The organism is Halopseudomonas sp. (assembly GCF_038130085.1).
GTDB lineage: Bacteria > Pseudomonadota > Gammaproteobacteria > Pseudomonadales > Pseudomonadaceae > Halopseudomonas.
The window spans coordinates 1-23,023 of record NZ_JAYPMU010000034.1; the positions used below are offsets into that span (position 1 = coordinate 1).

Annotated in this window: 27 protein-coding genes and 2 tRNA genes; 24 read left to right on the top strand and 5 right to left on the bottom strand. The window is 58.7% G+C overall.

All coding sequences use genetic code 11. The annotated features are described in order from the left end of the window. The first annotated feature begins 368 nt into the window (after nt 1-368). Both AAFM31_RS16660 and AAFM31_RS16665 read left to right on the top strand, forming a co-directional pair. Nucleotides 369-800, top strand: a complete 432-nt coding sequence (locus AAFM31_RS16660; RefSeq protein WP_341709028.1) for an HIT domain-containing protein — start codon at nt 369-371, stop codon at nt 798-800. Then, nucleotides 797-1,015 carry a SlyX family protein gene (locus AAFM31_RS16665; protein WP_341709029.1) on the top strand — a complete coding sequence of 73 codons (219 nt, stop codon included), beginning with the start codon at nt 797-799 and terminating at the stop codon, nt 1,013-1,015. The genes AAFM31_RS16660 and AAFM31_RS16665 overlap by 4 nt, the downstream gene beginning before the upstream one ends. An 8-nt stretch (nt 1,016-1,023) precedes the next feature. Here AAFM31_RS16665 and AAFM31_RS16670 read toward each other — a convergent pair whose 3' ends face one another. Continuing rightward, on the bottom strand, nt 1,024-1,668 hold the full coding sequence (locus AAFM31_RS16670) for a cold-shock protein (RefSeq protein WP_341709030.1): 645 nt from the start codon (nt 1,666-1,668) through the stop codon (nt 1,024-1,026). Nucleotides 1,669-1,817: 149 nt separating this feature from the next. Then, complete coding sequence (locus AAFM31_RS16675) at nt 1,818-2,288, bottom strand: Dps family protein (protein WP_341709031.1); 471 nt, start codon at nt 2,286-2,288, stop codon at nt 1,818-1,820. 254 nt (nt 2,289-2,542) lie between these two features. Here AAFM31_RS16675 and aspS point away from each other — a divergent pair, with 254 nt between their 5' ends. The 15 genes from aspS to nadA all read left to right on the top strand — a co-directional run bounded on the left by aspS (nt 2,543) and on the right by nadA (nt 14,954). Then, entirely contained in the window at nt 2,543-4,318 is a 1,776-nt protein-coding gene (aspS, locus tag AAFM31_RS16680) for an aspartate--tRNA ligase (RefSeq protein WP_341709032.1), read from the top strand. Nucleotides 4,319-4,378: 60 nt separating this feature from the next. Continuing rightward, nucleotides 4,379-5,125, top strand: a complete 747-nt coding sequence (locus AAFM31_RS16685; protein ID WP_341709033.1) for a YebC/PmpR family DNA-binding transcriptional regulator — start codon at nt 4,379-4,381, stop codon at nt 5,123-5,125. A gap of 75 nt (nt 5,126-5,200) precedes the next feature. Next, nucleotides 5,201-5,728, top strand: coding sequence for a crossover junction endodeoxyribonuclease RuvC (ruvC, locus tag AAFM31_RS16690; protein WP_341709034.1), 528 nt, complete (start codon nt 5,201-5,203; stop codon nt 5,726-5,728). Nucleotides 5,729-5,752: 24 nt separating this feature from the next. Beyond that, nucleotides 5,753-6,358: a Holliday junction branch migration protein RuvA gene (gene ruvA / locus AAFM31_RS16695; RefSeq protein WP_341709035.1), complete on the top strand. Its 606-nt coding sequence runs from the start codon at nt 5,753-5,755 to the stop codon at nt 6,356-6,358. Nucleotides 6,359-6,405: 47 nt separating this feature from the next. Next, nucleotides 6,406-7,467, top strand: coding sequence for a Holliday junction branch migration DNA helicase RuvB (ruvB, locus tag AAFM31_RS16700; RefSeq protein ID WP_341709036.1), 1,062 nt, complete (start codon nt 6,406-6,408; stop codon nt 7,465-7,467). 61 nt (nt 7,468-7,528) lie between these two features. After that, on the top strand, nt 7,529-7,966 hold the full coding sequence (gene ybgC / locus AAFM31_RS16705) for a tol-pal system-associated acyl-CoA thioesterase (protein WP_341709037.1): 438 nt from the start codon (nt 7,529-7,531) through the stop codon (nt 7,964-7,966). Nucleotides 7,967-8,021: 55 nt separating this feature from the next. After that, nucleotides 8,022-8,693 (top strand): protein TolQ, encoded by a 672-nt coding sequence (gene tolQ / locus AAFM31_RS16710; protein ID WP_341709050.1) that lies wholly within the window; start codon nt 8,022-8,024, stop codon nt 8,691-8,693. Nucleotides 8,694-8,704: 11 nt separating this feature from the next. Beyond that, nucleotides 8,705-9,157, top strand: coding sequence for a protein TolR (gene tolR, locus AAFM31_RS16715; protein WP_371833050.1), 453 nt, complete (start codon nt 8,705-8,707; stop codon nt 9,155-9,157). Further along, the gene (gene tolA / locus AAFM31_RS16720) at nt 9,154-10,173 is read left to right on the top strand and encodes a cell envelope integrity protein TolA (RefSeq protein WP_341709038.1); all 1,020 of its coding nucleotides are present in this window, start codon (nt 9,154-9,156) and stop codon (nt 10,171-10,173) included. The genes tolR and tolA overlap by 4 nt, the downstream gene beginning before the upstream one ends. 8 nt (nt 10,174-10,181) lie before the next feature. Further along, the gene (tolB, locus tag AAFM31_RS16725) at nt 10,182-11,474 is read left to right on the top strand and encodes a Tol-Pal system beta propeller repeat protein TolB (protein ID WP_371833051.1); all 1,293 of its coding nucleotides are present in this window, start codon (nt 10,182-10,184) and stop codon (nt 11,472-11,474) included. 43 nt (nt 11,475-11,517) lie between these two features. After that, the gene (gene pal / locus AAFM31_RS16730) at nt 11,518-12,018 is read left to right on the top strand and encodes a peptidoglycan-associated lipoprotein Pal (RefSeq protein WP_088275530.1); all 501 of its coding nucleotides are present in this window, start codon (nt 11,518-11,520) and stop codon (nt 12,016-12,018) included. 13 nt (nt 12,019-12,031) lie between these two features. Then, a complete protein-coding gene (ybgF, locus tag AAFM31_RS16735) occupies nt 12,032-12,817 on the top strand; it encodes a tol-pal system protein YbgF (protein WP_341709039.1) in 786 nt (261 codons plus the stop codon). Nucleotides 12,818-12,898: 81 nt separating this feature from the next. Next, nucleotides 12,899-13,594: a 7-cyano-7-deazaguanine synthase QueC gene (gene queC, locus AAFM31_RS16740; RefSeq protein ID WP_341709040.1), complete on the top strand. Its 696-nt coding sequence runs from the start codon at nt 12,899-12,901 to the stop codon at nt 13,592-13,594. 73 nt (nt 13,595-13,667) lie between these two features. After that, nucleotides 13,668-13,743, top strand: a tRNA-Lys gene (locus AAFM31_RS16745). 152 nt (nt 13,744-13,895) lie between these two features. After that, the gene (gene nadA, locus AAFM31_RS16750) at nt 13,896-14,954 is read left to right on the top strand and encodes a quinolinate synthase NadA (RefSeq protein ID WP_341709041.1); all 1,059 of its coding nucleotides are present in this window, start codon (nt 13,896-13,898) and stop codon (nt 14,952-14,954) included. A gap of 43 nt (nt 14,955-14,997) precedes the next feature. On the opposite strand, the gene AAFM31_RS16755 is transcribed toward nadA, so the two are convergent. After that, entirely contained in the window at nt 14,998-16,416 is a 1,419-nt protein-coding gene (locus tag AAFM31_RS16755; RefSeq protein WP_341709053.1) for a M48 family metalloprotease, read from the bottom strand. A gap of 129 nt (nt 16,417-16,545) precedes the next feature. Between AAFM31_RS16755 and AAFM31_RS16760 the strand changes: the two genes are divergently transcribed. Continuing rightward, entirely contained in the window at nt 16,546-16,797 is a 252-nt protein-coding gene (locus AAFM31_RS16760; protein WP_341709042.1) for a sulfurtransferase TusA family protein, read from the top strand. A gap of 6 nt (nt 16,798-16,803) precedes the next feature. Further along, on the top strand, nt 16,804-17,898 hold the full coding sequence (locus AAFM31_RS16765) for an AI-2E family transporter (protein ID WP_341709043.1): 1,095 nt from the start codon (nt 16,804-16,806) through the stop codon (nt 17,896-17,898). An 18-nt stretch (nt 17,899-17,916) separates the two neighbouring features. Here AAFM31_RS16765 and AAFM31_RS16770 read toward each other — a convergent pair whose 3' ends face one another. Beyond that, a complete protein-coding gene (locus AAFM31_RS16770) occupies nt 17,917-18,384 on the bottom strand; it encodes a peroxiredoxin (protein WP_341709044.1) in 468 nt (155 codons plus the stop codon). 18 nt (nt 18,385-18,402) lie between these two features. Next, entirely contained in the window at nt 18,403-18,960 is a 558-nt protein-coding gene (locus AAFM31_RS16775; RefSeq protein ID WP_341709045.1) for an ACT domain-containing protein, read from the bottom strand. Between the two features lie 227 nt (nt 18,961-19,187). On the opposite strand from AAFM31_RS16775, the gene dapA reads away from it, so the two are divergent. The 5 genes from dapA (at nt 19,188) to AAFM31_RS16800 (ending at nt 22,882) form a co-directional block, all read left to right on the top strand. After that, a complete protein-coding gene (gene dapA, locus AAFM31_RS16780; RefSeq protein WP_341709046.1) occupies nt 19,188-20,063 on the top strand; it encodes a 4-hydroxy-tetrahydrodipicolinate synthase in 876 nt (291 codons plus the stop codon). A gap of 36 nt (nt 20,064-20,099) precedes the next feature. Then, complete coding sequence (bamC, locus tag AAFM31_RS16785; RefSeq protein ID WP_341709047.1) at nt 20,100-21,254, top strand: outer membrane protein assembly factor BamC; 1,155 nt, start codon at nt 20,100-20,102, stop codon at nt 21,252-21,254. Further along, nucleotides 21,232-21,993, top strand: coding sequence for an MBL fold metallo-hydrolase (locus tag AAFM31_RS16790; RefSeq protein WP_341709048.1), 762 nt, complete (start codon nt 21,232-21,234; stop codon nt 21,991-21,993). The genes bamC and AAFM31_RS16790 overlap by 23 nt, the downstream gene beginning before the upstream one ends. Before the next feature lie 36 nt (nt 21,994-22,029). Further along, nucleotides 22,030-22,743 carry a phosphoribosylaminoimidazolesuccinocarboxamide synthase gene (gene purC / locus AAFM31_RS16795; RefSeq protein WP_341709049.1) on the top strand — a complete coding sequence of 238 codons (714 nt, stop codon included), beginning with the start codon at nt 22,030-22,032 and terminating at the stop codon, nt 22,741-22,743. 49 nt (nt 22,744-22,792) lie between these two features. Continuing rightward, a tRNA-Ser gene (locus tag AAFM31_RS16800) sits at nt 22,793-22,882 on the top strand. Nucleotides 22,883-23,023: the final 141 nt, after the last annotated feature.

Genomic DNA, 23,023 nt, shown 5'->3' on the forward strand with positions numbered 1-23,023 from the left:
TTCATGCCTCATTCTCTCAAGAGTTGAGGCCTCCACGAAACCCGGTGCGATTCAAACTGCCAGTGCAAGCGAACTCCATTTAACTGCGTTCTTCATTGGTGTGCTCCTTTGATATAAAGAAAACCTGTAGGCTCTGCGGCCTGGTCTCTCGTTTTCGCACTATATTTAAGCACTGATGTGCTGGGGGCGAAAGCAAGTGCCTTAAAAAACAGCGTTTTGTCGGGGAATGTTTATAGAATATTGCGCGGCAAATGGCGATACCTGCTGTGCATTTTTTTATACGCATTGTGCGGATATGCCGGAAATAAGATCTTATTTTGCGGCTGGTGAGACGATTTTTTGATTTATAACGCCTGAGGTTGATTTGAATGTTTGAACTGCACTTGCAGCTGCAAGCAGACTGCGTCGTTGTCGGTGACTTTGAGTTGTGTCGCGTGTTGCTTTTGAACGACTGTCAGTATCCGTGGTTTGTGCTGGTTCCGCGTCGTGCCGATATGCGCGAGGTTTTTCAGTTGTCGGATGAGGATCGGGCGCAATTTCATCGTGAGTCGGACTGTTTGGCCAGCTTGCTGTGCACTGCGTTTTCGGCCGACAAGATGAATGTGGCTGCATTGGGGAATATGGTGCCGCAGTTGCACGTCCACCATATTGTGCGCTATCGCACGGATGCCGCCTGGCCGGCGCCCGTCTGGGGCAAAATGCCGGCGGTGCCCTATGAGGCAGATGCGCTAGCGCAAGTGCTGTCCAAGGTGCGTAGTCTGTTGAGTGGCGTGCAGGGTTTTGTGGAGGGCGACAGATGAGTCAGGAGCAGTTGATTGCTCGGATAGATGAGTTGGAGTCGCGGCTTGCCTTTCAGGACGACACTATTCAGGCGCTGAACGACGTGCTGGCTGCTCAGCAGTTTGAGCTGGATCGCCTGCGGCGCTCGCTTGAACTGGTTGCCAAAAGGCAGGCCGATTTGGCTGCACAGGTCCCGGGAGAGGCGGGGGAGGAGCCGCCTCCTCCCCACTACTGACTATTGCTTTAGCGCTTGCGGTTATTGAGGATCGCGACATCCTCGGCCTGCAGGCCCTTGTCGCGATTGGCCACGACATAGGAAACGCGCTGGCCTTCCTGCAGGGCTCGATGCCCCTCGCCCTGGATTGAGCGGAAGTGGACGAACACGTCACCACCGTCGTCCCGAGTGATAAAGCCGAACCCTTTGCTGGTGTTGAACCACTTCACTGTGCCGGTTTCGCGCGAATCATTGGCAGACGCTGCGGCTTTCTTGGTGGCTTTTGCCGGTTTGGCCGGGCGCGGGGCACGCTGGATTGTTTTCAGCTCCTGACAAAGCGCGGTCAGGGTGTGCAGGCAGGTGCCTGTGATTGCGGCGCTGAGAGCCCAGATGTTCCAGTCGGCGAACAGTGGGTTGATCAGCAGTGCGCTGAACGGGATGCAGGCTGCGATGACCAGCAGGGCTGAGCCCAGCAGAGCAGCGCCGCCAGCGATGCCACTTTCAGCAGTACGCTGGGCAGTGAACTGCTGCAGATTGATCAGGCCGGTCAGGATCGCGAGCAGGCCCGGATAGCTGATAGGTGCGGCTTGGGTAAGGAATGGCATGCTGGAGAACAAGCCGACCAGCAGGGCGGCAGCACCTATGAAAAGGTGCAGATAACGAAGGGTCTTCAAGAGGCTCACCGTAAATAGAGTGCTGTGTTGGAGTTGTAGTCGTACTAAATTGTGCAGCTCACGTCGTGAGCTGCCGGGGCACTCTAACCCGAAATCGCCCGCCCTCCAAACGGAGTGCGGGCGTGCTGTGAACCGGGGCTGGATGCGGATCAGCTTTCCAGCAGGCTGCGCAGCATCCAGGCGGTCTTTTCGTGAGTCTGCATGCGCTGGGTCAGCAGGTCGGCTGACGGCTCGTCGTGCGCTGAATCGCAGGTCGGGAATATGCTCCGAGCGGTGCGCGCACAGGCTTCATGGCCCTCAACCAGCAGGCGGATCATCTCTTTAGCCTCCGGGACGCCACTTTCTTCCTTGATACTGCTCAGTTCAACGAATTGGCGGTACGTGCCGGGGGCAGGAAAGCCGAGGGTGCGGATGCGCTCGGCAATCTCGTCAACGGCCAGCGCCAGTTCGTTGTAGTGGGTTTCAAACATGAGGTGGAGTGTCTGAAACATCGGGCCTTTCACGTTCCAGTGAAAGTTGTGGGTTTTGAGGTACAACGTGTAGGTGTCGGCCAACAGGCGAGACAGGCCTTCCGCAATTTGAGCGCGATCCGTTTCGGTAATGCCGATATCGATTTTCATCAGAGCTCCTTGCTTGTTTCGAGGCTTTTTGCGGCAGCTGGGCCGCGATTTATTTGCAGCCGTCATGGCTTGTCTTCTACTCCGATGCACTTTCGCTGCATTAGGTTCCCCAGTCGCTAAAGGTGGCCGCGGCAGGCTCCCTTGTGCATCAAGTTTCCGGTATAGTGTCGGGTTTTATCTGGGCGTCATCCGCGTGTACCAAACGCATCGCGTCCCATCGCACCGACTTTGCCGACTACAGGAATCACCACACCATGATGCGTAGCCACTATTGCGGCCAGCTGAACGAAACGCTGGCGGATCAGGAAGTAACTCTTTGCGGCTGGGTTCACCGCCGCCGTGACCATGGCGGGGTCATCTTCCTTGATATTCGTGATCGTGAAGGTCTGGCGCAGGTCGTGTTTGACCCTGATCGTGCGGAAACCTTTGCCAAGGCCGACCGCGTGCGCAGCGAATACGTAGTAAAGGTGACCGGCAAGGTCCGTCTGCGTCCTGAGGGTGCGCGCAACGCCAATATGGCATCCGGCGCTATTGAGGTGCTGGGCTACGAACTGGAAGTGCTGAACGAAGCGGACACCCCGCCGTTCCCGCTGAATGAATACACTGATGTTGGCGAGGAAACCCGCCTGCGGTATCGCTTTATCGATCTGCGTCGTCCGGAAATGGCTGAGAAGCTGAAGCTGCGCTCGCGCATCACCTCCAGCATTCGCCGTTACCTGGATGATAATGGCTTCCTCGACGTGGAAACCCCGATCCTGACCCGGGCCACACCGGAAGGTGCACGTGACTATCTGGTGCCGAGCCGCACCCACGCAGGCAGCTTCTTTGCCTTGCCGCAGTCACCGCAGCTGTTCAAGCAGTTGTTGATGGTGGCCGGTTTTGACCGTTACTACCAGATCGCCAAGTGCTTCCGTGACGAAGACCTGCGTGCAGACCGTCAGCCGGAGTTCACCCAGATCGACATCGAGACCAGCTTCCTCGATGAAAAAGACATCATGGACATTACCGAGACCATGGTGCGCAATCTGTTCAAGGAAGTGCTGGATGTCGAGTTCGGCGAACTGCCGCACATGTCGCTGGCGGAAGCCATGCGCCGCTTCGGCTCCGACAAGCCCGATCTGCGTATTCCGCTGGAACTGGTTGACGTTGAAGATCAGCTGAAAGAAGTCGACTTCAAGGTGTTCGCCGGTCCGGCGAATGATCCGAAGTGCCGCGTGACTGCGCTGCGCGTCCCGGGTGGTGCGAGCATGCCGCGCAAGCAGATCGACGACTACACCAAGTTTGTCGGCATCTATGGTGCCAAGGGTCTGGCGTACATCAAGGTCAACGAGCGCGCCGCGGGCGTTGAAGGTCTGCAGTCGCCGATCGTCAAGAACATCCCGCTGGACAATATCAATGTCATTCTGGACCGCGTTGGTGCGGTAGATGGTGACATCGTGTTCTTCGGCGCAGACAAGGCGCGCATCGTATCCGAAGCGCTGGGCGCTCTGCGTATCAAGCTCGGTCACGACCTGAACCTGTTCACCTGTGAATGGGCGCCTTTGTGGGTCGTCGACTTCCCGATGTTTGAAGAGAACGACGACGGCAGCCTGACCGCGATGCACCACCCGTTCACTGCGCCCAAGTGCACCCCGGCCGAACTGGAAGCCAACCCTGCGGGTGCGCTGTCCCGTGCGTACGACATGGTGCTCAACGGTACCGAGCTGGGCGGCGGTTCAATTCGTATTCACGACAAGACCATGCAGCAGACGGTCTTCCGCGTGCTGGGTATCAGCGAAGACGAGCAGCAGGAGAAGTTCGGCTTCCTGCTGGATGCGCTGAAGTACGGTGCGCCGCCGCACGGTGGTCTGGCCTTTGGCCTGGATCGTCTGGTGATGCTGATGACCGGCGCGCAGTCGATTCGCGAAGTGATTGCCTTCCCGAAAACCCAGAGCGCGGCCTGTGTTATGACTCAGGCGCCGGGTGAGGTGGATAACAAGTCGTTGCGCGAGCTGCATATCCGTCTGCGGGAACAGCCCAAGGCTGAGTAAGTAATTCGTCCCCGCGGTGCTGCTGGCACAGCGGGGATTTTGCTATCTGGAGTTGGTTTTATGGCCGGTCATTCCAAATGGGCCAATATCAAGCACCGCAAGGCGGCTCAGGATGCCAAGCGGGGCAAGATCTTTACCAAGCTGATTCGTGAGTTGACCGTCTCTGCTAAGGTGGGCGGCGGCAACCCGGCTGACAATCCGCGCCTGCGAGCGGCTGTCGACAAGGCGCTTGGCGCCAACATGACCCGTGACACTATCGATCGCGCTATCGCTCGTGGTGCCGGCAGTAATGATGCCGACAACATGGAAGAGCTGACCTATGAAGGTTACGGTGCCGGTGGCGTGGCGGTATTGGTCGAGGCGATGACGGATAACCGAAATCGTACGGTCAGTGAAGTGCGTCATGCTTTCGGCAAATGCGGCGGTAATCTGGGAACCGATGGCTCTGTAGCTTATCTGTTTACCCGCCGTGGGCAGCTCGCGTTCGCAGCAGGCGTTGACGAAGACGCCCTGATGGAAGCCGCGTTGGAGTCCGGTGCTGAAGATGTGGTTGGCAACGACGACGGGTCTTTCGACGTCTTCACCAGCTTCGAAGAGTTTGGTGCTGTGCGTGACGCGCTGGAATCAGCGGGTTTTACGCCGGAGTCTGCCGAGGTCACCATGGTTCCGTCGACGCAGGCCGAGCTGGATCTGGATACGGCGCAGAAGGTCATCAGGTTGATCGATATGCTGGAAGATCTGGATGACGTGCAAAACGTTTATTCCAATGCATCGATCTCCGATGACATCATGGAGCAGCTTGGCTGATCTTCCGTAGATAATGCAGACAAGGGAGGCGCGGGCCTCCCTTTTTTCTATAACCTGGGTGTTGATAGGGATGATATGGCGCTGATACTGGGAATCGACCCAGGCTCCAGAATTACCGGGTTCGGCATCGTTCGCCACGAGGCCGGCCGCCAAGAGTATGTCACCTCGGGTTGTATTCGGGTGGGCGACGGCGCGTTCCCCGAGCGACTGCAAAAGATCTTCCACTACCTGTCCGAGCTGATCGGACAGTATCGCCCGGATGTGGTCAGTATCGAGCAGGTGTTTATGGCTCGAAATCCGGATTCGGCACTTAAACTGGGGCAGGCCCGCGGCGCGGCTATCGTTGCGGCGGTGAATGCGGGGTTGTCTGTGCATGAATACAGCGCGCGTCAGGTCAAGCAGGCGGTGGTCGGGACTGGCGCGGCCGACAAGAAGCAGGTTCAGCATATGGTAACGCAGCTGCTGGGCCTGGGGGGTACGCCGCAGGCGGATGCCGCGGATGCACTGGCGATCGCTCTATGTCATGCGCACATGAGTGGCGTGCAGCAGCAGCTTGGCAATGCAGCGTTGGCGATGCGGGCCGGCCGGGTCCGCCGCCGTTGATCTGAATTTCAGGGAGTAGCACAGGTGATAGGGCGTTTGAGCGGTATCTTGCTGGAAAAACAGCCGCCACATATTTTGCTGGACGTGCAGGGGGTGGGGTACGAGCTGGATGCTCCCATGAGTACCTTTTATCAACTGCCCTCGCTGGGCGAAAAAGTGACCCTGCATACCCATATGGTGGTGCGTGAAGACGCGCAGCTACTCTATGCCTTTGCTGATAAGCGCGGTCGTGAGCTGTTTCGCGAGTTGATTCGACTCAACGGTGTAGGCCCCAAGTTGGCGCTGGCGTTGATGTCCGGTATGGAAGTCGATGAGTTGGTCATGGCCGTACAGCATCAGGATGTCAGTGCGCTGGTGAAGATTCCGGGCGTCGGCAAGAAGACGGCGGAGCGGCTATTGATTGAGCTGCGCGACCGCTTCAAGGCGTGGGATGCGTTGCCGGGTGCGGTTTCCCTGGCAGTCCCGTCAGGCATCAACAGTGCGCCGATCAAGCCGAGCGCGGATGCGGTAAGCGCGTTGATCGCCCTCGGTTACAAGCCGCAAGAGGCCAGCAAAGCGGTCGCGGCGGTCGATGAGGATGGGCTCAGCAGTGAAGAGTTGATTCGCCGTGCACTCAAGGGCATGGTGTAGAGCGTATCGCTGCCCGCAAGTCTTGCTCCCTTTTTGATGGATAAAACATGCTGGAAGAAGATCGCCTGATCGCGGCAACGCCCAGGCAGCAGGAAGAAGTTATTGATCGGGCCATTCGCCCATTGAAGCTGGCGGAGTATATCGGCCAGCCTACGGTACGCGAGCAGATGGAGCTGTTCATCAAGGCTGCGAAAGGCCGAGGTGAGGCGCTGGATCACGTGCTTATCTTTGGGCCGCCCGGTCTCGGCAAGACCACGCTCGCCAACATTATTGCCCAGGAAATGGGGGCCAAGATCAAGAGCACCTCCGGCCCGGTGCTTGAACGCGCCGGCGATCTTGCTGCGCTGCTGACCAATCTTGAAGCTGGCGATGTGCTGTTTGTTGATGAAATTCATCGCCTCTCGCCGGTAGTCGAGGAGATTCTGTATCCGGCGATGGAGGATTACCAACTCGACATCATGATCGGGGAGGGGCCCGCTGCCCGCTCGATCAAACTGGATCTGCCGCCTTTTACCCTTGTGGGTGCAACGACGCGCGCCGGGATGTTGACCAATCCGCTGCGAGACCGTTTCGGCATTGTGCAGCGGCTGGAGTTCTATTCGGTTGCCGACCTGGCAACCATTGTCGCGCGCTCTGCCGCGATTCTCGGTCTGCAGATGGATGATGGCGGTGCGCGTGAAATTGCTCGTCGCTCGCGAGGTACGCCGCGTATCGCCAATCGGCTTCTGCGTCGGGTAAGGGATTTCGCAGAGGTGCGTGGTGCGGGCGTTATCAGCACCGAAGTGGCCGATAAAGCCCTGAACCTGCTGGATGTGGACGAGCAGGGTTTTGATCACATGGACCGTCGGTTGTTGCTGACCATGATCGACAAGTTCGATGGCGGCCCTGTAGGTCTGGACAATCTGTCAGCGTCCATCGGAGAAGAGCGGCATACCATTGAAGACGTGCTTGAGCCTTACCTGATTCAGCAGGGCTTCATCATGCGTACGCCCCGCGGCCGGGTGGTTACCCGCCACGCGTATCAGCATTTCGGGCTTAGATTGCCGGCCCGAATGGCCTCGCCGTCAGCTGATCTATTCGACGACCCGGCTGCGCCGGACTCACCCTGAAAAAATATTTTGCATTTAGCGAGGACACCCACTATGCAAAATCATTGCTTGGATCTACATTATGCGCGTTGAACGTTCTGGGCCGCCGTTCGAGCTGAAAGCCCGCGTCTACTTTGAAGATACCGATGCCGGCGGCATCGTCTACTACGTCAATTACCTGAAGTTTATGGAGCGTGCGCGGACGGAGCTAGTCCGTACTCTCGGCTTTGATCAAAGCGCTCTGCAGAGAGAAAACGTCATTTTTGTTGTGCACTCTGTCACGGCACGTTATCACGCGCCTGCACGATTGGATGATGAACTTGTCGTAACTGCGACTGTCTTGGAAACCAAGCGAGCAAGTATTCGCTTCCGCCAGAGTGTTACTCGGGCGGGAGAGCTGTTGTGTGAAGGTGAGGTATTGGTCGCCTGTGTCAGCGCCGACCGCTATCGCCCGAGAGCTATTCCCGAAGGCATGCGTGCCGCGTTCGAGAGCAGCAAATGGGCTGAGATTAACGGGTAATGAGTCAAGAATTCGATGGACAAGCGAGGAGTAGCTGAGCGTGCAGGCTGACCAAATGTCGATATGGCACCTGGTGTCCGGCGCCAGTGTGCTGGTGCAACTGGTAATGCTGACCCTGCTGGCGGCGTCGGTGACGTCGTGGGTAATGATTTTTCAGCGTGGCAGCGTCATGCGCTCCGCCAAGAACGCTCTGGATGATTTTGAGGATCGCTTCTGGTCGGGCGTCGACCTGTCTCAGTTGTATCGCCAGGTAACCGGCTCGCCGGATGAAAACTCAGGCCTTGAGCAGATTTTCCGCGCGGGCTTCAAAGAGTTCTCGCGCATGCGTCAGCAGCCTGGCGTTGATCCGGATGCGGTGATGGATGCCGTGCAGCGCTCGATGCGGGTCGCGATTTCACGTGAAGAGGAAAAGTTGGAGCTGCATCTGCCGTTTCTGGCGACCGTCGGCTCGACCAGTCCCTACATCGGTCTGTTCGGTACCGTCTGGGGGATCATGAATTCGTTCCGTGGTCTGGCAACCGTTCAGCAAGCGACGCTGGCGACTGTTGCTCCGGGTATTGCCGAAGCGCTGGTGGCAACCGCCATCGGCTTGTTCGCGGCGATTCCGGCCGTTGTTGCTTATAACCGTTTCTCCGCCCGTTCGGAAATGCTGATCGGCCGCTACTACACCTTTGCAGAAGAGTTCTCCAGCATTCTGCACCGCCGCGTTCACGCTCGCGAGGAGTAAGCGGAGTCGTTATGGGCATGCATATGCAAGGGCGGCGACAGAAGCGCAAGCCAGTCGCAGAAATGAACGTGGTGCCATACATCGACGTGATGCTGGTACTGCTGGTCATTTTTATGGTCACCGCGCCGATGCTGAACCAGGGCGTCAAGGTGGACCTGCCGCAGGTATCCAGCGAGGTTTTGCCGTCGGATAGCACGCAGCAGGTGCTGACCCTGTCTGTTTTGGCTGACGGTACCTACTACTGGAACCTGGGCGATGGGGTCGATACCGAAAATCATACCGACAGCGTTGTATCGCTGGCTGAGATGACCGAAGGTGTCAGCAAGATCATGGCCGCCAAGCCGGACACGCTGGTCTACATTCGTGGTGACAAGCAAGCCAACTATGGCGTGGTTGTTACGGCAATGGGGGCGCTGCAGCAGGCTGGCGTGCCCAATGTGGGTCTGATTACCGAGGCGCCGTGAGCACGCGATATCAATATCGGCCTACGGCGTCGGAGCGATACTCGACGCCGCTGTTGAAGGCCGCAGGTCTGCACTTGGCAGTGGCGATCCTGTTGTTCGCTTCTTTCAGCAGTGCGCCCGAGTTTGAGCCGGCCAAGCCGATCGTACAGGCGACGTTAGTGCAGTTGGACTCGATGAGTCCGGCGGTGACGCAGACAGACCAGAAAATTGCCGGCGAGGCGCAGAAAACGGCTGCTCCGCGTCACGAAGAAGAGGCGATGGAGGCCCAGCGCCAACAGCAGCAAGCTGCTGAAGCGGCCCGCGCTGCTGCAGCAGAGAAGGCCAGGCAGGACGCTGAGGCGGCTGCCGCCGCTTCTGCACGCCAGGCGCAAGCCGAGGCGGATCGTAAGGCTGCCGAGGCAGCAGCTGCCGCCGAGCGACGTAAGGTTGAAGAAGCCAAGAAGGCGGCTGAAGCAGAAGCGGCACGGCGTGCCGAGGCAGAGCGCAAGCGCGCCGAGGAAGAGGCCCGGCGTAAGGCGCAAGAGGAAGCTCGTCGCAAGGCTGAAGCTGAACGTCGTGCTGCGGAGGCCGCCGAGCAGCGCCGTCGTGAGCAGGAGCGGTTGGCGAACGAACGCAAGGCGCAGGAAGAGGCCAAAGCGCGTGCGTTGAGTGAGTTGCTGGCATCGGAGACCCAGTACCAGCAGGCGCAGGCTGATCGCAGCGGTGATCAGGTTGCAGCCAGCTATGACGACGTGATTCGTCGTTATGTGAGCCAGCAATGGCGCCGCCCGCCGACTGCGCGTAACGGTATGACAGTCGAGGTGCGGCTGAGCATGTTGCCCACAGGGCAGATCACTGATGTGGTGGTCACGCGTTCCAGTGGGGACGCCGGTTTTGATCAGTCCGCCGTGCAGGCGGTCAGAAATGTGGGACGCATCCCGGAAATGCAGACACTGTCGCGTGAAAATCCCGCAGCGTTTGATCGTATGTATCGTCAACGTACGCTGCGCTTCAAACCAGAGGATCTGGCGTTTTGATGAAGAGACTGACACACATTTTGGCGGGCTTGGCTGCGCTGTGCTTTGCCCAGATGCTGCTGGCGCAGGATGCCATCGAAATCACCCGTGGTACCGACAAGGCTACCCCGATTGCTGTTGTGCCGTTTGGCTGGCAAGGCGCTACACCTTTGCCAGAAGACATGGCGGAGATTACCGCTAACGATCTGCGCAACTCCGGCATGTTCGCGCCGATTCCGCGCGGCAATATGCTGAGCTATCCCACTCGCGACGCAGAGATCAATGCGCGCGACTGGCGCATGATTGGAGCCGATTACGTTCTTGTCGGGCAGGTCTCGGCGACTGGTGCAGATGCGTTTTCGCTGACGTACAGCCTCTACAGCGTTGTGCGTGAGCAGGTGCTGTTGTCGCGTAGCATCAGTGGTACCCGCACGCAGCTGCGTGATATCGCACATCATCTGAGTGATGAGGTATTCAAGGAGCTGACGGGTATCCAGGGCGCCTTTAGCACCAAGTTGCTGTACGTGGCGGCCGAGCGATTCTCGGTCGACAACACCCGTTATACCCTGCAGCGCAGTGACTACGATGGTGCCCGTGCGGTGACGCTGCTGCAGTCCCGTGAGCCGATTTTGAGTCCGAGTTACTCACCCGATGGTGAGCGTATCGCCTATGTGTCGTTCGAATCGCGTCGTCCGGAAATCTATATTCACTACATCCGCACCGGCCGCCGTGAGCGTATCAGCAGCTTTGAAGGGCTGAATGGCGCGCCTGCCTGGTCACCGGATGGGTCGCGACTGGCCTTTGTGCTGTCGCGTGACGGTAACCCCGAAATTTATGTGATGGATCTGGCCAGCAAGCAGCTGCGTCGGGTGACCAATCATTTTGCAATCGATACCGAGCCAACCTGGATGGGTAACGATACGCTGGTGTTTACGTCGGATCGTGGCGGCCGTCCGCAGATCTATAAGCAGAATTTGAGTTCGGGCAATACCGAGCGTCTGACCTTCGTTGGCAACTACAACGCCAACGCCAAGCTGTCCGTTGATGGGCGCACCATGGTGATGGTGCATCGTCAGGAGGGCTACCGTAATTTTCAGATTGCCACGCAGGATCTCCAGCGCGGCAACCTGAGAGTTTTAACAGAAACGTCACTGGATGAGTCCCCAACGGTCTCACCCAACGGCGTTATGTTAATTTATGCTACCCGTCAACAGGGGCGGGGTGTACTCATGCTGGTATCAACAAACGGGCGTGCACGGTCGGTGATACCGACTCAGTTCAACGACCTGCGCGTACCATCATGGTCCCCATACCTGCCATAGGGCGCACCAACACTAAACCATATGGGGTTAATAGGAGTTCATGATGCAAGTTATCAAGTTTGGCAAAGCCGCTGCTCTGGTCGTTGCTTTTGGCGTTGTTGTTGGCTGTTCCTCCAAGGGTGGTGACACCTCTGGTGCAGTAGATCCGAACGCTGGCTACGGTGCAGGCAGCAACGGTGCTGGTATGGACAACGGCATGAACAGCGAAGAAGCTGCTCTGCGTGCCATCACCACTTTCTACTTCGAGTACGACAGCTCTGAGCTGAAGCCGGAAGCCATGCGCGCTCTGGACGTTCACGCCAAAGACCTGAAGTCCGCTGGCAACCGCGTTGTTCTGGAAGGCCACACTGACGAGCGCGGTACCCGCGAGTACAACATGGCTCTGGGCGAGCGTCGTGCTGCTTCCGTACAGCGTTACCTGGTTCTGCAGGGCGTGTCTCCGGCTCAGCTGGAACTGGTATCCTACGGCGAAGAGAAGCCGGCAGCGATGGGCTCTACTGAAGAAGCCATGGCTCAGAACCGTCGCGTAGAGCTGCGCAAGTAATAAAAGAGGTCTTATGAAGGGTTACAGAGGCATCGCAATGGCCTTGGCACTGGCGCCGCTGGCGGCAGTCGCTCAGGTTCCGGTAATGGAAGGCAGTTCGAACAATGCGTCGTCTGCCAGTTACGGGGGTTCCTCTGTGGCCCAGCAGGCCCCGGCTGGCCTTTCAAGTGAAGGCCAGCTGTTTCAACAGATGTACCAACTGCAGCAGGAAGTCACCATGCTGCGGGGTATGCTCGAAGAGCAGAGTTACAAGATCAAGCAGATGGAGCAGGACCAGCTTGATCGTTATCAGGATCTTGATCGTCGACTGTCCGGCTTGACCTCCGCTCCGGCTCCCGCCGCCGGCGGTAGTGCATCTGCTGACAGTGATGCTGCGACAGCGCCTGTTCAGGCGCCTGCGGCCAGCGCCGCACCAGCCGATCCCGAGCAGGAAAAGTTGCTTTACGATGCGTCCTTTGATTTGGTCAAGGCGCGAGATTTTGAAAAGGCTGCCCTGGCCTTCAATGCTTTCCTCAGACGTTATCCAGACAGTCAATATGCAGGTAATGCGCAGTACTGGCTGGGTGAGGTTTATCTGGTTCAATCTGATCTGGAGTCCGCCGGAAAGGCGTTTGCTCAGGTCATCAGTCGCTACCCGAATCACCGCAAGGAGTCGGATGCGATTTACAAGTTGGGTGATGTAGAGCGTCGTCTGGGTCACAACGACAAGGCTCGTGACCTGTTTCAGCAGGTTATCAGTAAGTATCCAGACTCATCGGCCGCTCAGCTGGCCAGTCGCGAACTCAATACGCTGAACTGACGGTGCGGCCCGCCGGGCCTGCCCTCGACTTTTGTGCAAAGCGCCCACCGGGCGCTTTCGTGTTTATGCCCCGGAGGTTTTATGAGCAGTGCTAACGTTGTGTCGGACTCACCTGCAGCTGTTGTTCTGCTGTCCGGAGGGCTGGACTCGGCGACAGTGTTGGCGATGGCTCAGGCGCAGGGGTTGCGGTGTTACACCATGAGTTTCGACTACGGTCAGCGCCACCGTGCCGAATTGCAGGCTGCCGAACGTATTGCACGTGCCGCTGGTGTGGTGGCGCACAAGGTGATTGGCATGAATCTCAATGGCATCGGCGGGTCGGCCCTGACCGACGAGAGTATTGCCGTTCCCGAGGCGGCGCAGGAGGGCATCCCGGTGACCTATGTGCCGGCGCGTAATACGCTGTTTCTCTCGCTGGCGTTGGGGTGGGCGGAAGTACTCGGCGCTTGTGAGATCTTTATCGGGGTTAACGCCGTGGATTACTCCGGTTACCCGGATTGCCGGCCGGAGTTCGTCGAGGCGTTCGAGCGGCTTGCCAATCTCGCGACCCGCGCGGGGGTAGAAGGTGACGGTTTTCGTATTCGTGCGCCGTTGCAGCACATGAGCAAGGCCGAGATTGTGCAGGCTGGTATTACCCTTGGCGTGGATTATAGTCAGACCGTGTCTTGCTATCAGTCTGATGAGGACGGCAGGGCGTGTGGCCGTTGCGACAGTTGCCGGCTGCGAGCCGAAGGATTCAAGGCTGCCGGCGTGACGGACCCGACGCGGTATCAGTAATTAATTTTTGCCGATTTTGAAAAAAGGCTTGAGTTCCTCTGATAAATCAGTAATATAGCGCGCGTCCAGCAGGGGGTCGTTAGCTCAGTTGGTAGAGCAGTTGGCTTTTAACCAATTGGTCGTAGGTTCGAATCCTACACGACCCACCACTCTGGATCCCTCCTTGGCAGTGATCCTCTTTTGATGTTTTCAACCTTGGCATAGTCCGAGTCATTGTTGTGTCCGCGATTTGGCTGCGCTGGGCAGCTTGAGCAAGCGTGCTACAATGCCGGCCTCCGTTGTTCTCCTGATGGATGCAAACATGTCCCAGATTCCCGAGCGTCTGCTCGTTCAGGCGCACCTGGATGCCAAGGCGCCTGCTCCGCTCAGTGATGCTGAGAAGGCTGACTACAAGGCCCGCATCGCTGCCGCGCTGAAAGCCCAGAATGCTGTTCTGGTTGCGCACTATTACACCGACCCGCTGCTGCAGGAACTCGCCGAAGAAACGGGTGGCTGTGTTTCTGACTCGCTGGAAATGGCGCGCTTCGGTCGCGATCACCCGGCGACCACGCTGATCGTTGCTGGCGTGCGCTTTATGGGTGAAACCGCCAAGATCCTCAGTCCGGAAAAGCGTGTGCTTATGCCGACGCTGGAAGCGACCTGCTCGCTGGATCTGGGCTGTCAGATTGATGAGTTTTCCGCTTTTTGTGATCAACACCCGGATCGCACTGTGGTGGTCTATGCCAATACCTCTGCTGCGGTGAAGGCGCGAGCTGACTGGGTGGTAACCTCCAGTTGTGCGCTGCCGATCGTCGAGCACCTGATGGACAAGGGCGAAAAGATCCTATGGGCTCCTGATCAACACTTGGGGAACTACATTCAGCGTGAGACTGGCGCTGACATGCTGCTGTGGCAGGGCTCCTGCATCGTTCACGAGGAGTTCAAGGCCAAGGCGCTGGAGGACCTGCGCAAGGTCTATCCTGACGCTGCCGTGCTGGTGCACCCGGAGTCGCCGCAGTCGGTGGTCGAGATGGCTGATGTGGTTGGCTCGACCAGTCAGCTGATTCAAGCGACCCGCGATCTGCCCAACCCGACCTTCATTGTTGCTACTGATCGGGGCATCTTCTACAAGATGCAGCAGGCTGCGCCGGATCGGCTGTTGGTCGAAGCACCAACCGCGGGTAATGGGGCAACCTGCCGTAGTTGCGCCCACTGTCCGTGGATGGCGATGAACACGCTGCCGCGTGTGCTCGCGAGTCTTGAGCAGGGCACTGACGAGATTCTGGTTGATCCGGAGTTGATTCCAAAGGCAGTGCGCCCGCTGGATCGCATGCTGGACTTTACCCGTCAGGCCAGCCTGGCCGCCAAGGGTAATGCCTGAGGCAGCAATACCCGCCGCGTTCTGCGGCGGGTTTATTCTTCTCTTACAGTGATTCGATCAACTCCCGTTGGCGTTGCAGTTCGTTCTGCTGCTCCTTGATACGTGAGCTGATGACGAAATTCCCGCCAGCCCGTTGCAGTGCCAGATCAAGCTGCTGGCCAGCCTGCTGCATGTCGCCGGTCTGCTCGAAGTACTCGGCTCGGGCCAGGTGTACCCCCAAGATGTTGCCGGCCAGGCCGCGAATCTCTGCTGCCAGATACCACACATCCGGGTCGTTCTTGCGCTGGTTGGCAAGTCGATTGATGGCCTTTTCCGCCTCGGCGTACTGCTGCTGTTTCATCAGCAGATCGGCTTCGGAAAACTCCAGCGGGAAGTTACCCGGGTAACGCTGTTGCAAGCGCCGATTGCGTTCCAGAGCCTGTTCAAGATGGCCTGCGTTGGTATCCAGCTCAATCTGGGCGAGGTTGACCGTCAGGTCGTTCGGCGCTTCCTCCAGCAGCCGGGCGAGAGTGGTGCGCGCTTCGGCGTGCTCGCCGCCTCGGCTCAATGCTAGCGCGAGACCATAGCGAGCGGCGGGGTGTTCGCCGCCATTGTCGTCCAGCAGGGCGCGGAAACGCTTTGCTGACAAGCCCGGACTTTGCTCGTACTTGAGCTGGACCCGGGCGCGCATCATCTGGAAGTTCAGGGAGTCTTTGCGTCCGCCGCTCATCTGCTCTGCACGGTTGCGGGTGTCGGCCATGCGCGACTGGCTAACCGGGTGGGTGAGCAGAAACTCGGGTGGGGTCGTGTCGTAGCGACTGAGCTGGGCAAGGCGCTCGAACATGTCTGGCATGGCCTTAGGGTCATAACCCGCCTTTTCCAAATTGAGGATGCCGATCCGGTCGGCTTCCTGTTCGTTCTGGCGCGAGAAGCGGCGCTGCTCCTGAACCGCCGCCGCTTGGGTGGTTGCCAGGGCTGCGAAGCCGGCATCACCACCGCCGGCCGCGGCGAGCACGATACTGGCAAGCATGGCGGTCATGAACGGGATCTGCATGCGCTGCTGCTGCTCAAGGCCGCGGGCAAAGTGGCGCTGGGACAGGTGCGCCAGTTCGTGGGCCAGTACCGAGGCAAACTCGGCTTCGCTGCGGGCGTGCAGGAACAGGCCGCCGTTGACGCCTACCACGCCACCGGGTGCGGCAAAGGCATTCAGTTGTGGGCTGTCGATCAGGACAAAGGCAAGGCGGCGGTCGGTCAACTGGCTGGTTTCTGCCAGACCGCGGGTCAGGTCTTCGACAAAGCTTTTGAGTTGCGGGTCTTCAAGGGTGGCAACTGCACCGCGCAGCATGTTCAGCCACGTGCGGCCGAGCTGGTATTCCTGCTCGCGGGACATGATCGATGAGCTGGTGTCGCCGAGTGAAGGCAGGTTGAACTCATCGCCGGCCGGTAGCGCCGCTCTTGGCAACGTCATTGCCGTCGCGAGCATCAGCGCCCGGGCTAGCGGTCTGGCGGACATCCTTTTTTGCATCATTTTTGTTGCGCACCCGTGTCTAGCAGTTGTCGGAGTGAGAGCCGTCAAGGCTATACTGTGGCCCACTCGCTGTGGAGTCCCTGCATGTCTGTTGAAAACACCCATCTACCCATTGACGTCGAACTGGATGCGCGAGGGCTGTCCTGTCCGCTGCCGTTACTCAAGGCAAAGCAATCGTTGAACGGCATGGTAGCAGGCCAGACGTTGCATGTGGTTGCCACTGATGCGGGGTCTCAGCGGGATTTTCAACGCTTCGCGGAGCTGTCCGGACATGCCTTGCTCGATTCCCGGGAATTGGACGGCGATTTTCACTATTGGTTGCGTAAAGCAGATTAGGTTCCGATGCTAAAAGTTTTTCGAGGCTGGGTTCAGCGCTACTTTTCCGATGAAGAGGCGGTCGTGCTGGCGGTTGTGCTGGCGCTGGGGTTTGCGATCGTTATCAGCTTCGGTGACAAGCTGGCGCCGTTACTGACCGGGGTGGTACTCGCGTATTTGTTGCAGGGCCTGGTGTCGCGCCTGCAGCGCTGGCTGCCCCACGGTCTGGCTGTGTGGATTGTCTTTCTGCTGTTTCTCGGGGCTCTGGCGGCGCTGTTTGGTGTGCTGGTGCCGCTGGTCTGGAAGCAGATGCTCAACCTGTTCAATGAGCTGCCGGGGATGATCGCGTCCTGGCGCGCGCAGTTACTGCATCTGCCCGATGAGTATCCTTCGTTCGTTTCCGCTGCGCAGATTGAGCGCTTGATGGCGTCGATCAACGGCGAGGTTGGCTCGTTCGGTCAGTGGGCGTTGTCGCAGTCGCTGGCCAGCCTGCCCGTGGTGGTGACAGTGTTGGTTTACCTGGTACTGGTGCCGATTCTGGTGTTCTTCTTCCTCAAGGACAGCCAGACCATTACCAATTGGGCAGTCAGCCACCTGCCGCGTGAGCGCCGTCTGATGCGGGTCGTCTGGACCGAGATGAATCAGCAGATAGCCAACTACATTCGTGGCAAGGCGGTGGAGATCCTGATCGTTGGTGCGGTCACCTATGTTTCCTTCGCCATACTCGGGGTCAACTACGCGGCGCTGCTGGCCGTGCTGGTTGGCCTGTCAGTACTGGTGCCGTACATCGGTGCAACGGTTGTCACCATTCCGGTGGCGATTATCGGCATGTTCCAGTGGGGGCTTGGTAACGAGTTCATGATGCTGATGATCGTCTACGGCGTGATTCAAGCGCTGGACGGCAACGTACTGGTTCCCATCCTGTTTTCCGAGGCGGTCAATTTGCATCCGGTGGCGATTATTGCTGCGGTGCTGATCTTCGGGGGGCTCTGGGGATTCTGGGGTGTGTTCTTTGCCATTCCGCTGGCGACCTTGTTCAAGGCCGTGCTCTACGCTTGGCCTCGCGGCATTGAGGCTGCGCACGATAGCCAGTCAGCAGAGCCTCAGACCGAGCAAGCCTGAGGCATCTGAGCTGGGCGGTCAGTCGAGGTTGCGGGTGGCAGCCAGCACCTCGGCGACATGCCCGGGTACTTTCACCTTGCGCCATTCCTGACGCAGTACGCCCTTGGCGTCGATCAGGAAGGTGCTGCGCTCGATGCCCTCGTATTCCTTGCCGTACAGCTTTTTCAGCTTGATCACGTCGAACAGGCGGCAGAACGTCTCGTCCGGGTCGCTGATCAGTTCGAACGGAAACTCGTGCTTGGCCTTAAAGTTGGCGTGGGTGCGCAGACTGTCTTTGGAAACGCCGAGGATCACGGTGTTTGCCGCGGCAAAGTCGGCGTGTGCGTCACGGAAATCCTGGCCCTCGGTTGTGCACCCGGGCGTGTTGTCCTTGGGGTAGAAGTAGATCACGACATTTTTGCCAGCCAGGCTAGCAGGGGTGACGGTCTGATCGCCGGTTGCCTGAGCGCTGAAATCGGGTACAGGCTTGTTCAGTTCGACTTGCATGGATACCTCGTCAGATGGTCAGTGAAGGGGACGCCAGGGCTCGATCACGGCATCCAGGTTGAGTTCGTCACAAAAATCGAGGAACTGTTCACGCAGCCAGCTTAGCTGCGTCTGCACCGGAATGGCGATGGTCAGCGTCAGATTGAGCATCGGCGTGCCGGTGTGCTGCGCCAAGTAGGTGAAGCTGTGCAGCTCTTCGATGTCGATAGTCAGGTGTTGGAAGAAGTTGCACAACTCGCCGACCAGTTCTGGGCGCTGGGCTGCCGTCACGAATACGTTGTAGGGCAGGGCTTGTGGCCGCTCGTCAATACTGTGGCTGCGGCTCATCGACAGCTGGAAGTGCTCGCGCTTGGCCAGTGCTGGCAGCAGCGCCTCCAGGCGTGCAAGGGCGTCCCAGTTGCCGCTGACTTGAAGCAACAGCACTGCGCAGGATCCGTGACGGCTCATGCGGCTGGTTACGATCTGGCAGCGGTGTTCGGTGCACAGGCGAGTCAGCAGACTGGCAAGCGATGTGGTCTCCTGGCCCATGACATGAACGACCAGATATTGCTCGCGGTGACTCGGGGTGCTGGACATTGGGTTCCTCAAATTGAAGCGGGATCGTCCGCCTGGCGGACGGGATGCAAGCGGCTATTGTCACAGCCTGTTGGAAGCGGTTCAACTGTCGCAGAGGGCATGCGTCTATGCCTTGTCTGCAGGGGGCTGCCGAACCGTGCCAGGCTGCGGAATTAATCTGCGCTTCCCTTGTACTGGCCGCAGCGCGAAAGTACCATTGCCGTTTATTGTTCCAAGTGGAGAGTTGCATGATCTCGGGTAGTCTGGTGGCGCTGGTAACACCCATGGATTCTAGCGGGGGCCTGGATTGGCAGGCACTGGAGCGTCTCATCGACTTCCATTTGGAAAAAGGCACCGACGGCATCGTGGCGGTCGGTACCTCGGGTGAGTCTGCGACCCTCGACATGGCTGAACACAAGGAAGCCATCCGTCGGGTTGTTCAGCAGGTTGCTGGCCGCATTCCGGTGATCGCTGGTACCGGCGCCAACTCCACTCGCGAAGCGGTCGAACTGACCGAAGCCGCACGCAGCGTCGGCGCCGATGCTGCCCTGCTGGTGACCCCGTATTACAACAAGCCGACCCAGGAAGGCTTGTATCTGCACCACAAGCACATCGCTGAAACGGTTGCTATTCCGCAAATTCTCTACAACGTACCGGGCCGCACCGCTTGCGACATGTTGCCGGAAACGGTTGAGCGCCTTGCTGCGATCAGCAACATTGTCGGTATCAAGGAAGCCACCGGTGACCTGCAGCGCGCGCGTGAGGTGATCGAGCGTGTTGACGGCCGGATGGCGGTCTACTCCGGCGACGACGCGACAGCTGTGGAACTGATTCTGCTTGGTGGCAAAGGCAACATCTCTGTCACCGCCAACGTCGCACCGCAACAAATGCACGAAATGTGTGCTGCCGCGCTGCGCGGCGACGAGCAGACCGCTCGTCGTCTCAATGAAGCCTTGATGCCGCTGCACAAGGCGCTGTTTATCGAGTCCAATCCGATTCCGGTCAAATGGGCGTTGATGGAAATGGGGCTGATCGCTGATGGCATTCGCTTGCCGCTGACGCCGCTCAGTCCCCGTTGCCATGACGCTGTACACGGCGCGCTGCGCCAATGTGGGATGTTGTAATCGAACCGGGAAGACCTGTTGACCAAGGAAACGTTTATGAAGCCTGTGCTGAGTGCACTGACTCTGGGGGTATTGGCCAGCCTGAGTGGCTGTGGGTATCTGATGGGCGATAACGGGTATTTCCGTGATCGTGGCAGTGACTATCAGCAGGCCGAGGTAGCGCCGCGGATGACTGTCCCGGCCGATCTGCAAACCCGCTCGATCGGCGATCTGCTGCCGGTGCCGGGTCAGGTTGTCGCCGCACCAGCAGGCGAAGACGGCTTTGAAACGCCACGCCCGCGCCCGATGCTGGCGAGTGCCGACAGTTCGGTATTCTCCCTGCAGCAACAGGGCAGTTCGCGCTGGCTGCTGGCGCAATTGCCGGCCAACGAGGTTTGGCCGTTGCTGCAGCGCTTCTGGTCCGACTACCGTGTGCCGATGGCCCGGCAGGATAAAGCCCTGAGTGAGTTTGCCACCGACTGGGTTGATTTCAGTGAGGCGGCCGGTAACCCTCTGGTGCGTCGCATGATGCCGTTGCTGGAGCAGGGACGCCGGGTTGACGGCGAGGAGCAGCGCTTCCGCTTGCGCCTGGAGCCGGGTGTTAATGCCGGTACCAGCGAAATCAAGGTTATCCACCAAAATCGTGATCTTGGCGATAGCGACAATGACTGGCCCTCACGCTCCGACAACGCCAGCTTTGAACGCGGTTTGCTGGCCGAGTTGGAAACCTATCTGAACCAGAGTGTCAGCGCCGGCGGTAGTGCACTGGTCTCGAGCATCATCAACAGCGGTCCGGTCGAAACCAGCCTCGAGCAGGATGGTGCGGGTAACAGCGTGCTGTACATGAATGCCGACTTCAATCGCGCCTGGGCTGACGTGGGTGATGCGCTGGCGCGTGCTGATGTGCTGGTAACCGACTACAATCGCAGTTCTGGCGTTTACTACGTCGATCTGGATCAGACGCGATCTGAGCAGGAAGAGCCGGGCTTCTTCACCCGCTGGTTTGGCGGTGATGACGAAGAAGAGATCAAGTCGCCTGACGAAAACCAGTTGCAGGTGCGCATGACGTCCGGTACGAACCGGGTAGAAGTCAGTGTCGACGCCGGCTTCGAGAAAGCAGCAGATCCGGCACGCGCACGTGAATTGCTTGAGCGTATTCAGCGCGGCTTGAACGAGGGGTCTAACGGCGGTGCGGTATTGCTCCCTCGGTAGTGGCAGTCGTGGTAACGGCACCCTGATTGAGCAGGGTGCCACGCGAGTTTTGGTGGATTGCGGCTTCAGTCTGCGCTCCACCGAGCAGCGCCTGGCTGAGGCCGGACTGCGCGGCGATCAGTTGAGTGCCATCCTGGTTACCCATGAGCACAGTGATCACATTCAGGGTGTTGGCAAACTGGCTCGGCGCTATGGCCTGCCGGTTTATCTGACCCCGGGTACTGGGTTCGAGCTGCGCGAGGAAGGCCTGGATCTGCGCTGGATTGACTTGCACGGACGCTTCGAGGTGGGCGACCTGGAAATTACTCCGGTAGCGGTACCTCACGATGCCCGTGAACCCTGTCAGTACATTTTTGACAATGGTCAGCGGCGGTTTGGTGTGCTGACCGATACCGGCACAATTACCCCCTGGATCGTTGAGCACTACGCCGATCTGGATGCACTTTTCCTCGAAGCCAACTATGATCCGCACATGCTGTCGATCGGCCCGTATCCGGCCTTTCTCAAGGCGCGTGTCGGTGGCGATCTTGGTCATTTGAGTAATCAGCAGGCGGCAGGTTTTTTGCGGGTTGCTGGCGGTCGGGAGCGGCTGCAGCACATTGCCGTTGCGCATATCAGTGAAAAGAACAATCGGCCAGAGCTGGCTCTGGCTGCCATGCAGGATGCGCTGACCGGCTGGTCCGGCAACCTGCTTATGGCGCATCAGAATCAAGGCCTGCCCTGGCAGGCCATCGAGTAATACCCATCACCATTTTGCGGACAGCGGGAGCCGATAATGGAAAAACGTAACGAACTCTATCGCGGTAAAGCCAAGTCGGTGTACACCACTGACGATCCGGACCGTCTGGTCCTGCTGTTCCGCAACGACACCTCCGCCTTTGATGGGAAGAAGATCGAGCAGCTCGATCGCAAGGGCATGGTCAACAACCGCTTCAACGCCTTCATCATGCAGAAGCTTGAAGAAGCCGGTATTCCGACCCAGTTCGATGCGCTGCTGTCGGATAACGAATGTCTGGTTAAGAAGCTCGACATGATTCCGGTCGAGTGCGTAGTGCGCAATTTTGCCGCTGGTAGCCTGGTCAAGCGCCTGGGCGTAGAAGAGGGTATGGAGTTGACGCCGCCGACCTTCGAGCTGTTCCTCAAGGACGACGCCAAGGGCGACCCCTTCATCAACCAGTCGCATGTTGTCACCTTCGGCTGGGCTACCGCTGAGCAGCTGGCACGCATGCAGGAATTGACGCTGCAGATTAACGGCATCCTCAAGGAACTGTTCGACGCTGCCGGCCTGCTGCTGGTCGACTTCAAGCTGGAGTTCGGTCTGTTCAAGGGCGAGATTGTCCTGGGTGACGAGTTCAGCCCGGACGGTTGCCGCCTGTGGGACAAGGAAACCCGCAAGAAGATGGACAAGGATCGCTTCCGTCAGGGCCTTGGCGGCGTGATCGAAGCGTACGAAGAAGTGGCTCACCGCCTGGGTGTGCCGCTGCCGTAACTTCGGCTTTCGTCGCGCCAGCGAATGCTGGTAAGATGCGCGCCGACTTGGAGAGTTGCCAGAGTGGTCGAATGGGACGGATTCGAAATCCGTTGTACGGGCAACCGTACCCAGGGTTCGAATCCCTGACTCTCCGCCATTGTTGTGCTTCAGAGCCCCGTTTTACGGGGCTTTGTTGTTTTCAGAGTCTGCTGGCCCATACTCTGGCCCATACTTCGGCTGCTCCTGCTCCTGCTCCTGCTCCTGCTCCTGCTCCTGCTCCTGCTCCTGCTCCTGCTCC

Excerpts from the sequence above, each read along its gene's own strand:
- AAFM31_RS16660 (WP_341709028.1), top strand. The coding sequence starts at position 369 with ATGTTTGAACTGCACTTGCAGCTGCAAGCAGACTGCGTCGTTGTCGGT.
- AAFM31_RS16665 (WP_341709029.1), top strand. The coding sequence starts at position 797 with ATGAGTCAGGAGCAGTTGATTGCTCGGATAGATGAGTTGGAGTCGCGG.
- AAFM31_RS16675 (WP_341709031.1), bottom strand. The coding sequence starts at position 2,288 with ATGAAAATCGATATCGGCATTACCGAAACGGATCGCGCTCAAATTGCG.
- aspS (WP_341709032.1), top strand. The coding sequence starts at position 2,543 with ATGATGCGTAGCCACTATTGCGGCCAGCTGAACGAAACGCTGGCGGAT.
- AAFM31_RS16685 (WP_341709033.1), top strand. The coding sequence starts at position 4,379 with ATGGCCGGTCATTCCAAATGGGCCAATATCAAGCACCGCAAGGCGGCT.
- ruvC (WP_341709034.1), top strand. The coding sequence starts at position 5,201 with ATGGCGCTGATACTGGGAATCGACCCAGGCTCCAGAATTACCGGGTTC.
- ruvB (WP_341709036.1), top strand. The coding sequence starts at position 6,406 with ATGCTGGAAGAAGATCGCCTGATCGCGGCAACGCCCAGGCAGCAGGAA.
- ybgC (WP_341709037.1), top strand. The coding sequence starts at position 7,529 with ATGCGCGTTGAACGTTCTGGGCCGCCGTTCGAGCTGAAAGCCCGCGTC.
- tolQ (WP_341709050.1), top strand. The coding sequence starts at position 8,022 with ATGTCGATATGGCACCTGGTGTCCGGCGCCAGTGTGCTGGTGCAACTG.
- tolR (WP_371833050.1), top strand. The coding sequence starts at position 8,705 with ATGGGCATGCATATGCAAGGGCGGCGACAGAAGCGCAAGCCAGTCGCA.
- pal (WP_088275530.1), top strand. The coding sequence starts at position 11,518 with ATGCAAGTTATCAAGTTTGGCAAAGCCGCTGCTCTGGTCGTTGCTTTT.
- ybgF (WP_341709039.1), top strand. The coding sequence starts at position 12,032 with ATGAAGGGTTACAGAGGCATCGCAATGGCCTTGGCACTGGCGCCGCTG.
- queC (WP_341709040.1), top strand. The coding sequence starts at position 12,899 with ATGAGCAGTGCTAACGTTGTGTCGGACTCACCTGCAGCTGTTGTTCTG.
- nadA (WP_341709041.1), top strand. The coding sequence starts at position 13,896 with ATGTCCCAGATTCCCGAGCGTCTGCTCGTTCAGGCGCACCTGGATGCC.
- AAFM31_RS16755 (WP_341709053.1), bottom strand. The coding sequence starts at position 16,416 with ATGCTCGCGACGGCAATGACGTTGCCAAGAGCGGCGCTACCGGCCGGC.
- AAFM31_RS16760 (WP_341709042.1), top strand. The coding sequence starts at position 16,546 with ATGTCTGTTGAAAACACCCATCTACCCATTGACGTCGAACTGGATGCG.
- AAFM31_RS16765 (WP_341709043.1), top strand. The coding sequence starts at position 16,804 with ATGCTAAAAGTTTTTCGAGGCTGGGTTCAGCGCTACTTTTCCGATGAA.
- AAFM31_RS16770 (WP_341709044.1), bottom strand. The coding sequence starts at position 18,384 with ATGCAAGTCGAACTGAACAAGCCTGTACCCGATTTCAGCGCTCAGGCA.
- AAFM31_RS16775 (WP_341709045.1), bottom strand. The coding sequence starts at position 18,960 with ATGTCCAGCACCCCGAGTCACCGCGAGCAATATCTGGTCGTTCATGTC.
- dapA (WP_341709046.1), top strand. The coding sequence starts at position 19,188 with ATGATCTCGGGTAGTCTGGTGGCGCTGGTAACACCCATGGATTCTAGC.
- bamC (WP_341709047.1), top strand. The coding sequence starts at position 20,100 with ATGAAGCCTGTGCTGAGTGCACTGACTCTGGGGGTATTGGCCAGCCTG.
- purC (WP_341709049.1), top strand. The coding sequence starts at position 22,030 with ATGGAAAAACGTAACGAACTCTATCGCGGTAAAGCCAAGTCGGTGTAC.